The organism is Mycetohabitans sp. B8, from assembly GCF_021991875.1.
Lineage (GTDB): Bacteria > Pseudomonadota > Gammaproteobacteria > Burkholderiales > Burkholderiaceae > Mycetohabitans.
The window spans coordinates 93468-107553 of the sequence record NZ_JAHLKR010000005.1 but is presented as its reverse complement, the minus strand read 5'-3'; the positions used below and the strand labels follow the sequence as shown (position 1 = coordinate 107553).

12 protein-coding genes and 1 pseudogene are annotated in these 14086 nt (G+C 64.4%); 4 read left to right on the top strand and 9 right to left on the bottom strand.

Annotation, left to right across the window (positions count from 1 at the left end; genetic code table 11):
• Positions 1–2: 2 nt before the first annotated feature.
• Positions 3–479, top strand: coding sequence for an NUDIX hydrolase (locus KQH60_RS02155; protein ID WP_237574946.1), 477 nt, complete (start codon positions 3–5; stop codon positions 477–479).
• Between the two features lie 89 nt (positions 480–568).
• Complete coding sequence (mnmA, locus tag KQH60_RS02150; protein WP_237574945.1) at positions 569–1711, top strand: tRNA 2-thiouridine(34) synthase MnmA; 1143 nt, start codon at positions 569–571, stop codon at positions 1709–1711.
• On the opposite strand, the gene KQH60_RS02145 is transcribed toward mnmA, so the two are convergent.
• Positions 1659–2270 carry a glutathione S-transferase C-terminal domain-containing protein gene (locus tag KQH60_RS02145; RefSeq protein WP_237574944.1) on the bottom strand — a complete coding sequence of 204 codons (612 nt, stop codon included), beginning with the start codon at positions 2268–2270 and terminating at the stop codon, positions 1659–1661. The genes mnmA and KQH60_RS02145 overlap by 53 nt on opposite strands.
• 305 nt (positions 2271–2575) lie before the next feature.
• Here KQH60_RS02145 and purB point away from each other — a divergent pair, with 305 nt between their 5' ends.
• The gene (purB, locus tag KQH60_RS02140; protein ID WP_237574943.1) at positions 2576–3964 is read left to right on the top strand and encodes an adenylosuccinate lyase; all 1389 of its coding nucleotides are present in this window, start codon (positions 2576–2578) and stop codon (positions 3962–3964) included.
• A gap of 60 nt (positions 3965–4024) precedes the next feature.
• Here purB and KQH60_RS02135 read toward each other — a convergent pair.
• From KQH60_RS02135 to edd, 3 genes and pseudogenes are all read right to left on the bottom strand, one after another.
• Positions 4025–4141: pseudogene (locus tag KQH60_RS02135) on the bottom strand (gluconokinase); the annotation flags it as partial.
• A gap of 24 nt (positions 4142–4165) precedes the next feature.
• Positions 4166–4801, bottom strand: a complete 636-nt coding sequence (gene eda / locus KQH60_RS02130) for a bifunctional 4-hydroxy-2-oxoglutarate aldolase/2-dehydro-3-deoxy-phosphogluconate aldolase (protein ID WP_237574942.1) — start codon at positions 4799–4801, stop codon at positions 4166–4168.
• Between the two features lie 37 nt (positions 4802–4838).
• Entirely contained in the window at positions 4839–6674 is a 1836-nt protein-coding gene (edd, locus tag KQH60_RS02125) for a phosphogluconate dehydratase (protein WP_237574941.1), read from the bottom strand.
• Between the two features lie 349 nt (positions 6675–7023).
• Between edd and KQH60_RS02120 the strand changes: the two genes are divergently transcribed.
• Positions 7024–7866: a MurR/RpiR family transcriptional regulator gene (locus KQH60_RS02120; protein ID WP_237574940.1), complete on the top strand. Its 843-nt coding sequence runs from the start codon at positions 7024–7026 to the stop codon at positions 7864–7866.
• Between the two features lie 11 nt (positions 7867–7877).
• Here KQH60_RS02120 and KQH60_RS02115 read toward each other — a convergent pair whose 3' ends face one another.
• The 5 genes from KQH60_RS02115 to leuS all read right to left on the bottom strand — a co-directional run bounded on the left by KQH60_RS02115 (position 7878) and on the right by leuS (position 14027).
• Complete coding sequence (locus KQH60_RS02115) at positions 7878–8294, bottom strand: CopD family protein (RefSeq protein ID WP_237574939.1); 417 nt, start codon at positions 8292–8294, stop codon at positions 7878–7880.
• 12 nt (positions 8295–8306) lie between these two features.
• Positions 8307–9578 (bottom strand): glutamate-5-semialdehyde dehydrogenase, encoded by a 1272-nt coding sequence (locus KQH60_RS02110; RefSeq protein ID WP_237575000.1) that lies wholly within the window; start codon positions 9576–9578, stop codon positions 8307–8309.
• Between the two features lie 111 nt (positions 9579–9689).
• Positions 9690–10847 (bottom strand): DNA polymerase III subunit delta, encoded by a 1158-nt coding sequence (gene holA / locus KQH60_RS02105; protein ID WP_237574938.1) that lies wholly within the window; start codon positions 10845–10847, stop codon positions 9690–9692.
• A gap of 13 nt (positions 10848–10860) precedes the next feature.
• Positions 10861–11409: an LPS assembly lipoprotein LptE gene (lptE, locus tag KQH60_RS02100; RefSeq protein ID WP_237574999.1), complete on the bottom strand. Its 549-nt coding sequence runs from the start codon at positions 11407–11409 to the stop codon at positions 10861–10863.
• Between the two features lie 23 nt (positions 11410–11432).
• Positions 11433–14027 carry a leucine--tRNA ligase gene (gene leuS / locus KQH60_RS02095; RefSeq protein ID WP_237574937.1) on the bottom strand — a complete coding sequence of 865 codons (2595 nt, stop codon included), beginning with the start codon at positions 14025–14027 and terminating at the stop codon, positions 11433–11435.
• Positions 14028–14086 lie beyond the last annotated feature (59 nt).

Below are 14086 nucleotides of genomic sequence, written 5' to 3'. Positions count from 1 at the left end.
TTATGGATACGCAACTGTGGGCGCCGCACGTGACCGTGGCCGCCATCATCGAGCACGGGCAGCGGTTCCTGCTGGTCGAGGAGCACACGCCGCACGGGCTGCGGCTGAACCAGCCGGCGGGTCACCTGGAGCCGGGCGAAACGCTGCTCGAGGCGGTCGTGCGCGAAACGCTTGAGGAGACCGGGCAAGTGTTCACGCCGCAGGCGTTAGTTGGCGTGTACGTCGCGCAGTTCGAGCGAGGGCACGGTGTGCCAGCCACCTATGTCCGCTTTACGTACTGCGGCACCGCCAGCCACGATCCAGTCCCGCGCGAGCTCGACCCCGATATCCTGCGCACGGTCTGGCTGAGCGCCGACGCGGTGCGCGCGCAAGCGTCGCGCCACCGCACGCCACTCGTGTTGCGTTGTATCGAGGACTACCTGGCGGGACGCCGCTATCCGCTCAAACTCGTGCAATCCCATCCGGCCGCACCGCGCTAGACAGCGTGCCGCGACCGGCTTTGAGCAACCCAACCGGCGCTCGCGCCGCGTGGCGCCCGCGGCGCCCAAACTGGCAACGGTAACGCATCATGGCAAAGCAACGCGTGGTCGTCGGCATGTCCGGCGGCGTGGATTCGTCGGTCGCCGCGTGGCTGCTCAAGCAGCAGGGCTACGAGGTGGTCGGCCTGTTCATGAAGAACTGGGAAGACGACGACAACAACGAATATTGCTCGAGCCGGCAGGACTGGATCGACGTCGTATCGGTCGCGGACCTCGTCGGCATCGACGTCGAAGCGGTGAACTTCGCCACGCAGTACAAGGACAGGGTTTTTGCCGAGTTCCTGCACGAGTATTCGGCGGGCCGCACGCCCAATCCGGATGTGCTGTGCAATGCGGAGATCAAATTCAAGGCATTTTTGGACCACGCGATGGCGCTGGGTGCGCAAACCATCGCGACCGGGCACTACGCTCGCGTGCGCCGGGTCGGCGAGCGGTTCGAACTGCTCAAGGCACTGGACTCGTCCAAAGACCAATCCTACTTCCTGCATCGCCTGAACCAATCGCAATTGAGCCGCACATTGTTTCCGCTCGGCGACATGCCCAAAACGCGGGTTCGCGAGATTGCCGCGCAAATCGGGTTGCCCAACGCGGCAAAGAAGGACTCGACTGGCATCTGCTTCATCGGCGAGCGGCCGTTCCGCACGTTCCTGAACCGCTATCTGCCGACCCGCCCCGGCCCAATGAAAACCTCGGATGGCAAGGTCGTCGGCGAACACATCGGGCTCGCATTTTACACATTGGGTCAGCGCAAGGGGATCGGCCTGGGCGGCAGCCGCGATGGCAGCGGCGAGCCGTGGTTCGTCGCCGGCAAGGACATTGCGGACAACACACTGTACGTCGTGCAGGGGCACGATCACCCGTGGTTGCTCAGCTCGACGCTACAGGCGGAGAACGCCAGTTGGATTTCAGGCGCAGCACCGCAGGACGGGCACCCGTGCGCGGCTAAAACGCGCTATCGCCAGCAGGACGCGACCTGCACGTTCCAGCATGCGCCAGACGGGCACTTCGCGTTGCGCTTCGCGCAGCCGCAATGGGCGGTGACGCCGGGGCAATCCGCCGTGCTGTACGACGGCGACGTGTGCTTGGGCGGCGGTATCATCGGCGCCACGTCGGCGCCGTTCACGCCTGCGGCAACGTATCGACAAACGCCTGCCGCTGCGACAGCTTCGTGAAGTGCTTGCCCAGATTTGGGTGCGCATCGCGCCACGCTAACTCCGGCATGCGAAAGTCCAAATAGCCGAGTGTACAGCCGAGCGCAATGTCGGCCAGCGTGTAGTGATTGCCGTGGCACCACGGCCGCTCGCCGAGTCCGCGCGCCATCGCAGCGAGGCCGGCGTGGATCTTGCGTTTTTGCCGCTCCACCCACGCTTGACTGCGCTGACCCTCGTCGCGCTGTGTGGCTTCGACCTGCACCAGCACCGCAGCCTCGAGCACTCCGTCGGTCAGCGCCTCCCAGCAACGCACCGCGGCGCGCTCGCGGCCAAGTTGCGGCAACAGTTTGCCCACCGGCGTCAGCGTGTCGAGGTACTCGCAAATGACCCGCGAATCGAACATCGCCTCGCCGTCCTCCATAACCAAGCATGGCACCTTGCCCAGCGGATTGAAGTCGTGAATGACCGTATCGGCCGCCCAGGGATTCTCGAGCACCAGCTTGTAGTCGATTTTCTTTTCAGCCATCACAATCCGTACTTTGCGCACGAACGGGCTGCTGAGCGAACCGATGAGTTTCATTTTTCCCCTTTAGAGCGTCTTGGGCGATATAGCGCCCCCGAACATCATCTTATCCGTCGCATTCGCGCGGCAGGCACTCTAACGCGTGACCATTGTGTTTGGATTACAACAGCCTGAAACGGCGCATGAACCGCCGCCGCGTCTCAGTGCGGCAGCACACCGGCAGTACGGCACACCGGCAGTACGGCACACCGGCAGCACGGCGCACTGGCGACGCGGCGCACGGCCGGCCTCGCCGGGATGCGGCCGATGATAAAATATGCGGTTCTCCACGTTTTTCCGGCGCCGCTGCGGCGTCCCGTGCCATGTCCGACATTCGTCCCGATACTCTCTTTGCGCTGACCGCGCTGTCGCCGCTGGACGGCCGCTATGCGGCCAAAACCGAAGCTCTGCGCGACTGGCTGTCCGAAGCCGCGTTTATGCGCCACCGCGTCACCGTCGAAGTCCATTGGCTGATCGCGCTGTCGCAGACCGGGTTGCCGGGCATCCCGGCGTTCTCCGCGTCATCCGAACAATTCCTGCTGCAACTGGTCGAGCGCTTCTCCCCGCACGATGCCGCCCGAATCAAGGACATCGAGCGCGTGACGAACCACGACGTGAAGGCGGTCGAGTACTGGCTGAAGGAGTCCGTTAAAGGCCAACCGGAACTGGAGCGCGCGAGCGAGTTCATTCATTTCGCCTGCACGTCCGAGGACATCAACAACACGTCGCACGGGTTGATGCTCAAGGGCGCGCGCGAGCATGTGATACTGCCGGCGCTGCGCACCGTGCACCAGCGACTGGTCGCGCTCGCGCACGCGCACGCCGCGCAACCGATGCTCTCACGTACGCACGGACAGCCGGCCAGCCCGACAACGCTGGGCAAGGAAATCGCCAACGTGGCCGCGCGCCTAGCGCGTGCCATCGACCGGATCGCCGCCGTCACGCTGCTGGGCAAGATGAACGGCGCGGTCGGCAATTTCAACGCCCATCTGTCTGCCTACCCGGATTTCGATTGGGAAGCCTTCGCCCGGGATGTCGTGCAGACGCGACTCGGACTGACGTTCAATCCCTATACGATCCAGATCGAGCCGCACGACTACATGGCGGAGTTGTTCGACGCGCTCGCGCGGGCGAACACGATCCTGCTGGATTTGGACCGCGACGTGTGGGGCTACATCTCGCTGGGCTATTTCAAGCAAAAAACGAAGGCGGGGGAAATCGGCTCGTCGACGATGCCGCACAAGGTTAATCCAATCGATTTCGAGAATTCCGAAGGCAACCTGGGCCTGGCCAACGCCACGCTGCGCCATCTGGCGGACAAGCTGCCAGTGTCACGCTGGCAACGCGACCTGACCGACTCGACGGTCCTGCGCAACATCGGGGTCGCATTCGGCTATTCGCTGCTCGCGTACGATGCCCTGATCCGCGGGCTTGATAAGCTCGAAGTGAATCCGCAACGGCTTGATGAGGACCTGGATGACTGCTGGGAAGTGCTGGCCGAACCGGTGCAGACCATCATGCGCCGCTATGGCATCGAGAATCCGTATGAGCAATTGAAGGAGCTCACGCGTGGCAAGGGCATCACCCGCGATGGGCTGCACGCCTTTATCGGCACGCTGGCGATCCCGGACGAGGCCAAGGCGCGGCTGCTGGCAATGACGCCGGCATCCTATGTCGGCAAGGCGGTCGAGCTCGCACAACGCATCGGCTGACACCGGTGCGCCGCGCCGCTGCGGGCACGCATACCGAGGCAGCCGCCCCGGCCGCGTGAATCAACGGGTGCGCGCGAGCACCCGGCCGACGATGCGCTCCGGCGGCTCGTCGATGCTCACCGTGATCGCCTCGTCAGGCCCCGGCTCCTCGAGCGTGTCCCATTGGCTTCGCAGTACTCAGGCTCAGACTCAGGCTTAAGCTTAGGTATTGGGCCGTGCCAGTTGGCTCGCCGCGCGCGCCAGGCGTGTCACCTCAGCCCAGTTTTGTGCGGCCAGCACCGCCCGGGGCGTGAGCCACGAGCCACCGACGCAGACCACGTTGGGCAGCGCGAGAAAGGTCGTCGCCAACTCCTGCGTGATGCCGCCGGTCGGACAGAACCGCAACGCCGGGAACGGACCGCTGAACGCTTGCAGCATGTCCGAGCCGCCGGCCTGCTGCGCCGGGAAGAACTTCACGATGTCGTAGCCGAGTTCGAGCGCGAGCAGGATATCGGACGGCGTCATCACACCGGGCAGCAACGGCAAGCCGACGTCCTGCGCCGCCCGATGGATCTCGCGTGTGAGCCCCGGCGACACGCCAAATGTCGCGCCGGCACGCTTGGCCTCCTCGACCTGGGCGGCAGTAGTCAGCGTGCCGACGCCGACGACGATATCCGAGGCGAGCTGCGATGCGCGCCCGATCGCCTGCAGTCCGGCCTCAGTTCGCAGTGTAATCTCGAGCACCTTCACTCCACCCTCGTACAGCGCGTGCGCGACGTGCTCGCCCTGCTCCACCGAATCAAATGTCAGCACCGGGATGACCGGGCCGATCCGCACGATTTCGCTCACGGGTTTCATCTGCAGCTCTCCTGTAGTTCAAAATGGAACGATGCCCTCATTCGGTCATCGCGCCGAACACCGACGCCCCTTGCTCGGCCGGCAGCGCAGCGGCACGGAAAACGCCGAACAGCTCGCGGCCAAAGCCCCGTTCATGCTCGTGGCGATGCACGGGCTTTTCGTTCGCGCGGCGCGCCCATTCGGCCTCGTCCACGTCCACGTCCAGTCGCCCGGCTTGTGCATCGAGCATGATCACATCGCCGCTGCGCACCTTGCCGAGCGGGCCATCCAGCAGCGCCTCAGGCGACAGGTGGATCACCGCCGGCACCTTGCCCGAGGCGCCCGACATTCGGCCGTCGGTGACCAGCGCCACGCTAAAGCCCTTGTCCTGCAAGACGCCCAGCAGCGGCGTGAGCCGGTGCAGCTCGGGCATGCCATTGGCTCTTGCCCCCTGGAATCGCACCACAGCGACGCAATCGCGCTCCAGCTCACCGCGATCGAAGGCGGCCTGCACGCCTTCCTGCGAATCGAAGACGATCGCCGGCGCGGTGACACTGCGATGTTGCGGCGCGACCGCGGAAATCTTGATCACACCTCGGCCCAACCGGCCTTGCACCAGTCGCAGCCCGCCATCGGGCTGGAACGGTTCCGCGGCGCTGCGCAGCACGGCCTTGTCGTGGCTCCCGCGCGGGCCGTCGACCCAGACCAGCTTGCCATCGACCAGTTTCGGCTCGCGCGTGTAATGGTCTGACAAGCCGGCGCCGGCAACGGTCGTCACGTCGTCGTGCAGCAAGCCTGCCTCGAGCAGCGTGCGCGTGAGGAACGCCATGCCGCCTGCCGCGTGATAGTGGTTGATGTCCGCCTTGCCATTCGGATAGATCTTCGCGAGCAGTGGCACTGCACGTGACAGATCATCAAAGTCTTTCCAGTCGATCACGATGCCGGCCGCGCGGGCGATCGCCACCAGGTGCAGCGTATGGTTGGTGGAGCCGCCAGTGGCCAGCAGCGCGACGATGCCGTTGACAATCGCTTTCTCGTCGATCACGCGGCCGATCGGCGTGTAGTGCGCGCCTTGCGCGGTCAGTTGCAGCACGCGGCGTGCCGCCTCGGCGGTGAGCGCATCGCGCAACGGCGTATGCGGATGGACGAACGCGGCACCGGGCAAGTGCAGGCCCATGATTTCCATCAGCAGTTGGTTCGAATTCGCCGTGCCATAGAACGTGCAGGTGCCGTGACCGTGGTACGCACGCGCCTCGCTGTCGAGCAACACGTCGCGCCCCACGGCGCCGGTGGCGAACTGCTGGCGGATCTTGGCTTTCTCATCATTGGACAGGCCACTGGTCATCGGCCCGGCGGGCACGAAGATCGTCGGCAAGTGGCCGAATTGCAACGCGCCGATCAACAGGCCCGGCACGATCTTGTCGCAAATGCCCAGGCACAGCGCCGCGTCGAACATGTTGTGCGTCAACGCGATCGCCGTCGACATCGCGATCGTCTCGCGGGAAAACAGCGACAGCTCCATGCCGGCGTTGCCCTGCGTGATGCCGTCGCACATCGCGGGCACGCCACCGGCAAATTGCGCGACGCCACCCGCTTCGCGCGCAGCCTGTTTAATGATGTCGGGAAAGTCGCGATACGGCGCATGCGCGGACAACATCTCGTTGTAGGCCGACACAATGCCAATGTTCGGCTGCCGCATCGCATGGATCGCGATCTTGTCCTGCCCTTCGAGCCCGGCAAAACCGTGAGCCAGGTTCGCGCAAGACAGCACACCGCGCGCGGGAAACTGTCCTTGCGCATGCTCGATTCGGGCAAGATAGGCGCGCCGCGTTGCCTTGCTGCGCTCGATGATGCGATCGGTCACTGCCGTCAGCCTGGGGTGCAACGAAGCCATAGGAATCGCTCCTGGAAACGGGCGGCACGCGCCAGTACGCCGAAAGGTTTGAATCGCCGGAGGACCGCAAGTTCGGCCGGTGTCGTGCAGTTTAGTAGAAATGCTACATCGACTCAATCAGAGTTGATCCGGATTTCCCCACACTGAACCGGCTCACGCCGGCTTGCCTCGAAACGAGCGATAGAGTCCCATGAGTTTGCTTAATCGTATGGGCGCGCTCGCATGGACGCGAGCGGGCGACGCGCGGTTGCGCCCGACCATGTCGATGCCTCCCAATATGTAGATTTTCTACATATTTTGCGCAATACTGCACCCATTCCACTTCCCCGTCGCTGCGACCCTTCACGCGATGCTCGCTAGAATCGAAGCCATGCGCGCACAATTGCGACCGTCCGAGCGCAAGCTTGCCGGCTACGTCTGCGACGCGCCGCGCGAGGTGCTCGATCTGTCCATGACCGAGTTGGCTAACCGTGCGGGCGTCAGCCAGCCCACCATTGCGCGCTTTTGCCACGCGCTCGGCTGCAGCGGATTTCGAGAGTTCAAAATCAGACTCGCGCAAGGCGTGGCACACAGGCTGCCCACCGTCTATCGGGACGTGCGGCTGGACGAGCCGGCACCGGGCATCGTCTCGAAGGTATTCGACCGCACCATTGGCGCATTGCTCGAAGTGCGCAACAGCCTGTCAGCACACAGTGTCGAGGCGGCGATTGAACTGCTCGCCGACGCGGCCCGCGTCGAATTCTATGGCGCCGGCGGCTCCGGCATCACCGCGCAGGACATCCAGCACAAGTTCTTCCGGCTTGGCATGCCCAGCGTCGCGTACACCGATCCCCATACCTATGCGATGTCGGCGGCGCTGCTCGGCCCGCGCGACGTGGTAGTGGCGGTGTCGAACACCGGCCGCACGCGGGATATCATCGGTGCCGTCCACTCAGCGTTGCAGCGTGACGCCAAGGTCATTGCGATCACGCACGGCAATTCGCCGCTGGCGCGGCTGGCTACCCTCAGTTTGTTTGCCAACATCGCCGAGGAAACCGACGTATTCTCGCCGATGACCTCGCGCATGTCGCACCTGGTGATCGGCGACATCCTCGCGGTCGGTGTTGCGCTGCGCCAAGGACCGGCACTGATCGACCGGCTAAGCGACGCCAAGAAAGTCCTCGCGCAACGCCGCGTGGCCGTGCGCGACTGACAGCGGGCCGCTCAAAAGGGCTTGAAGACCACCAGCGCGACCGCGCCGAACAAGCCAAACACCGGCAATTCGTTGAACATCCGATACCACCGGTCGGAGCGGCGGTTCGCCCCCCGCTCGAATCTGGCGAGCAACCTGCCACACATCGCGTGATAGACGATCAGCAGCACGACGATCGTCAGTTTCGCATGCATCCATCCCTGCCCACGTCCGATGCCCACCACCAGCCATAGCCAGAGACCGCACGCGAGCGCCGGCACGGCGATCAGGCTCATGAAGCGATACAACTTACGCGCCATCACCAACAGGCGCCGCGACGCAGCGGGCTCAGTCTCCATTGCCAGGTTCACGAAGATGCGGGGCAGATAGAACAGTCCCGCGAACCAGGAGGCGATCAACACAATATGAAAGGTCTTCATCCACAACATGCTCTAGCCCCTTTACTGTCGTACTTCGCCGTGGCCCAGCACGACGTATTTCAATGACGTTAGCCCCTCAAGGCCAACCGGCCCACGCGCATGCAGCTTGTCGTTCGAGATGCCGATTTCGGCGCCCAGCCCGTATTCGAAGCCGTCCGCGAAGCGCGTCGACGCATTGACCATCACGCTGGCTGAATCAACCTCGCGCAGGAACTGCATCGCGCGATCGTAGTGCTCGGTCACGATCGCATCGGTATGCGCGGAGCCATATGTATTGATGTGCTCAATCGCCGCGTCGACGCCGTCCACTACCCTGATCGCGAGCACCGGCGCCAGGTATTCGGTGCGCCAATCGGCCTCGGTCGCGTCTACGAGCGGCGCAACACCGGCATCGGCAAGGATTGCGCGCGCAGCCGCGTCCACTCGCAGTTCGACAGCTTTATCCCGGTACAGCTTGCCCAGCAACGGCAACACGGTCGGCGCGATGCCCTGTGCGACAAGCAACGTCTCCATCGTGTTGCAGGTGCCGTACCGATGCGTCTTCGCGTTATCGCATACCGCCAGCGCCTTGCCGACATCGGCGCCGTCATCCACGTAGACATGGCACACGCCGTCTAGGTGTTTGATCATCGGCACCCGCGCTTCATCGACCAACCGTTGAATCAAGCGCTTGCCACCGCGCGGCACGATCACGTCGACGTAGTCGGTCAGGGTGATCAGCTTGCCAACCGCCGCCCGATCCGGCGTACCGACCACTTGCACCCCATCCTCGGGCAGGCCGCTCATGCGCAGCGCCTCGGCGATCAGCGCGGCGAGCGCGGTATTGGATTCGATTGCCTCCGAGCCGCCGCGCAGGATCGTCGCGTTGCCCGATTTTAGGCACAGCGCGGCAGCGTCGATCGTGACATTCGGCCGCGACTCATAAATGATGCCAATGACACCGAGCGGCACCCGCATCTGGCCCACCTGGATGCCGGTCGGACGCGTCCTCATGCCGGTGATCTCGCCAATCGGGTCAGGCAGCGCCGCAACCTGCCGCAGGCCCTCGACCATCGTCGTCAGCGCCTTGTCCGACAGCGTCAGTCGGTCGATAAAGGCCGCATCGTGCCCGTTGGCCCGTGCCCGCTCGACATCGCGCGCGTTCGCACGCTGGAGCGCGTCGGCCTGTCCCTGGATCGCCAGCGCGATCTGTTCGAGTGCCGCGTTCTTCGCGGCCCCGGGCGCCCGGGCGATCACCCTTGACGCCGCGCGCGCGCGGCGACCCAAATCGGTCATGTAGCGGTCAATGTCCATCTTCGTGTTCCCGTAATGCGTGAATGCGGTGGGTTCGTGCACGCCCAGTGCGCACGGATCGAAGCCGTCGCGCGTAACCTGCCGCGCCACGCGGCGGCTTCCATTGTAAGGCTACGGTCGTATCGCTCGCACGGCGGTGGCAGTAGTGGTAACGCCGCGCGGCGCGGCGCCACCCGCGCAGCGCCTGCCATCGCTGCCACCGGGCCGCGCAATCGTCATCGCGAGCTCGAACAAGCCATCCCACGGATCGGCTGGCGGCAGCGACGCGCGCGCGGGCGCGACGCCCACGCGCGCCGGCACCCCGCCGCAGAGCCCCTTGACCTGCCGGTCCAGCCGCGCCGCCAGCGCCAGTGCCCGCTCGAGCGAACGTTCATCGACGCGCTGCAGCGCGGGACCCATCAGCCGTTCACGCGGCCCCCACACGCGATTCTCGCGCATCAGGATCGCCAACGGCTTGCCGGCAGCTAGCCCCCGCTTGATTCGTACCAGCGCACGGATTTCCTCTACGACGGCCCACAGCACCAGCACCGTCGCCTCACCTTCGCCGCGCAATCCATCGAGCATCCGCGCCAAGCGCGCAACATCGCCGGCGAGCATGGCCTCGTTAAGCTTGAACACGTCGTAGCGGGCGACGTTGAGTACCGCGTCCTGCACCTGCTCGAGCGTCAATTCGCCGGCCGGATACAACAGGCCGAGCTTTTGGATTTCCTGATGCGCGGCGAGCAGGTTGCCCTCGACCCGCTCGGCGATGAACTGCAGCGCGCGCCGCCCTTCGTCGCCGGCAACGATACGTTGCTGCTGCGCCGCGAGCCGTTGCGCAATCCAGTTCGGCAGCTGCGCACGCTCGACCGTGTCGATGCGTATCGCCACACCAGCCTGGACCAATGCAGTGAACCATGCCGTCTTTTGCGTCGCCGCGTCCAGCCGCGGCAATGCGATCAACGCTAGCACGTCGGGATTGTCCGATGCCGCCAGCGCCTTCAGTGCGTCACCGCCCTCCTTGCCCGGCTTGCCGGTCGGGATGCGCAATTCGATCAGCTGCCGCTCGCCGAACAACGACATCGATTGCGTGGCGCCGAGCAACAGGCTCCAATCAAAACCACGCTCAACCGAGAATACGTTGCGCTCGGTGAAACCGGCCGCGCGCGCCGCGGCGCGGATGCGCGCCACAGCTTCCTGCGCGAGCAGTGGCTCGTCGCCGTACACGACGTACAAGCGGCCCAATGTCTTGGCCAGGTGCGACTCCAGGGCGTCTGCGCGCAGTTGCATCACGTCGTGTCCGTTACAGCGGCGGCGTGGGCAGCGGCGCGCGCGGCGCCACCGCGCGAACCCCACCATGGGTCGGGTGCAGCTCGCGCACTGCGCTCATGCGCCGCAACAGCTGGTCAACCGCGTCGTTGCGCATGTCGCGATACAGCAGCTCGAACTCTTGCGACTTAGCCAGCGCGTACTGGTCGGAATAAGTCATCGCCCGGTTGATGCGGATCACGCTGGGCGGCAACAACACTGTGCCATCCGCGCCGACCAATTGGTACGACATTGTGTAGTCGAGTTCGTACTCGTTGACCTGTCCGGCCGCATTGAGCGTCAGCGCCCCGGTGCCGTGCCCCTCCGAAATCGACAGGATCGCGTCCGCACCGTCGGTATGCTTGACGATTCGCGTCTGGCTGCCGCCCTCCACCATCCGCTGAATCCGTGCACCAAGCTCCGGACCCGGGCCGACTACCGCGAGCCGCTTGAACGGGAAGCCATAGTCACCGCGCAGTTGGAAGCCACATCCGGACAACAATAACGCTGCCGCGGCAAGCACGATGCAGGATCGGCGCGTCAGTTTCGATTCAGTCATGCAAGCCCTCAAACAACCACGTTCACGAGCCGTCCCGGCACGATTACCACCTTCTTCGGCATCTTGCCTTCGCCAAACTTGTTGAACATCTCGTGCGCGAGTGCCGCCTGCTCAATCGCCTCGCGTGGCGCGCCGTTGGCCACCTTCATCGCGCCGCGCACCTTGCCGTTGATCTGCAGCACCAGTTCGACTTCGCTTTGCTCCAGCGCCTGCTCGTCCACCTTCGGCCACGGCGCGTCCAGCAGCGTGCCGAATTGCGTCGCGTAACCCAGTTCGCGCCACAACGTAAACGTTACGTGCGGCACCACCGGATACAGCACGCGCAGCAGGATGCCATATCCCTCGTAGAGGACCGCGGTGCCGACGTCTTTGGCCGACTCCAGCGCGTTGAGCATTTTCATTGACGCGGACACGACCGTGTTGTACTGCAGCCGCTGATAGTCGAAGTCGGCCTGCTTGAGCACCGCGTGAATCTCGCGGCGCAGCGCCTTGCCCGCGTCGTTCAGCGTCGCGGCGTCCAGCGCCGGCCGCACCGCGAACGTGGCATGATGCGCGTAGCCGAACGCCCACAGCCGTCGCAGGAAACGGCTCGCGCCTTCGACACCGGCACTGGACCATTCGAGCGACTGCTCGGGCGGCGCCGCGAACATCGTGAATAGGCGCGCGGTATCGGCGCCGTGCGAATCGATCAGATGTTGCGGATCGACGCCGTTATGCTTCGACTTCGACATTTTTTCGACGCCGCCCATCTCGACCGGCTGGCCGTCGGCGTGCAGCACCGCGCTGACCGCACGCCCTTTGTCGTCGTATGACAACGTCACGTCAGCGGGGTTGAACCATGTCTTCTTGCCGGCCGCGTCCTCGCGATAGTACGTCTGGTCAAGCACCATGCCCTGCGTGAGCAAGTTGGTCGCCGGCTCGGAAAAGTCGGTCAGCCCGAGGTCGCGCATCACTTTGGCCCAGAAGCGCGAATACAGCAGGTGCAGAATCGCATGCTCGATGCCGCCGATGTACTGGTCCATCGGCATCCAATAATCGGTGCGCGCATCCACCATCGTCGGCGCGTCCGGGCACGCATAGCGCGAGAAATACCAGGCGGAATCGACGAACGTGTCCATCGTGTCCGTCTCGCGCCTCGCGTCGGCGCCGCAGCGCGGGCACGTGCAGTGCATGAACGCCTCGGACTTGGCCAGCGGATTGCCACTGCCATCCGGCACCAGGTCCTCGGGCAGCAACACCGGCAAGTCCTGCTCCGGCACCGGCACATCGCCACAGCTCGGGCAATGGATGATCGGGATCGGCGTGCCCCAATAGCGCTGGCGCGAAATGCCCCAGTCGCGCAACCGGTACGTGACCTGCTTGCCGCCGAGCCCCTTCGCGGCAAGGTCCGCCGCGATCGCGTCCACCGCCTGCTCGTAGTGCATGCCATCATACTTGCCGCTGTTCACGCAGACGCCGGCGTCCTTGTCACCGTACCAGTCCTGCCACGCTTCAGTCGAATACACTTTGCCCTGCGCCGCGACGACCTGCTTGATCGGCAGGCGGTACTTCGTCGCGAACGCAAAGTCGCGCTCGTCGTGGGCCGGCACGCCCATCACCGCGCCTTCGCCATAGCTCATCAGCACGTAGTTGCCAATCCAGACCTCGATGTCGGCGCCGGTCAGCGGATGCTTGACGAAGAAGCCCGTGGGCACGCCTTTCTTCTCCATCGTCGCCATGTCTGCCTCGGCCACCCCACCGCGCTGGCACTCGTCGATAAACGCCTGCAACGCGGGTTGGTCCCGCGCCAGCCGCGTGGCGAGCGGGTGCTCGGCGGCGATGGCGGCGAACGTGACGCCCATGATCGTGTCCGCGCGCGTCGTGAACACGCGCAGCAATTGTTGCTGACCATCGATTTCATACGGGAAACCGAAGTTCACGCCATGACTCTTGCCGATCCAGTTGTGCTGCATCACCTTCACGCGCTCGGGCCACCCCAGCGCGTGAAGGTCCTGCAGCAACGGCTCCGCGTAGTCCGTGATCCGCAAGTAGTACATCGGGATCTCGCGCTTCTGAACCACCGCGCCAGAACGCCAGCCGCGCCCATCGACGACCTGCTCGTTGGCCAGCACGGTCTGATCGACTGGATCCCAGTTCACCGTCCCCGTCTTCTTATACGCGATGCCCTTTTCAAGCATCTTCAGGAACAACCACTGGTTCCACTTGTAGTAGTCCGGCTTGCATGTCGCAATCTCACGCGACCAATCGATCGCCAACCCCATCGCCTGCATCTGCTGCTTCATGTAGGCGATGTTCTCGTATGTCCACTTGGCCGGCGGCACACCGTTGGCGATCGCCGCGTTCTCCGCCGGCATCCCAAACGCATCCCAGCCCATCGGCATCAGCACGTTGTACCCATTCATGCGCCGGTGACGATACATTACGTCGTTGATCGTGTAGTTGCGCACGTGCCCCATATGCAGCTTGCCCGACGGGTACGGTAGCATCGACACGCAATAGAATTTCTTTTTGTCGGCGCGCTCGGTACTACGATAGACATCGTTGTCCCGCCATGCTTGCTGCGCGGCGGATTCGACATCGGCGGGAACGTATTTATCTTGCATGATAGTCGTCGGAGACAATCGGCTTGCGGCATGCCGCGCAGGGGCGCACGTGCGGTACC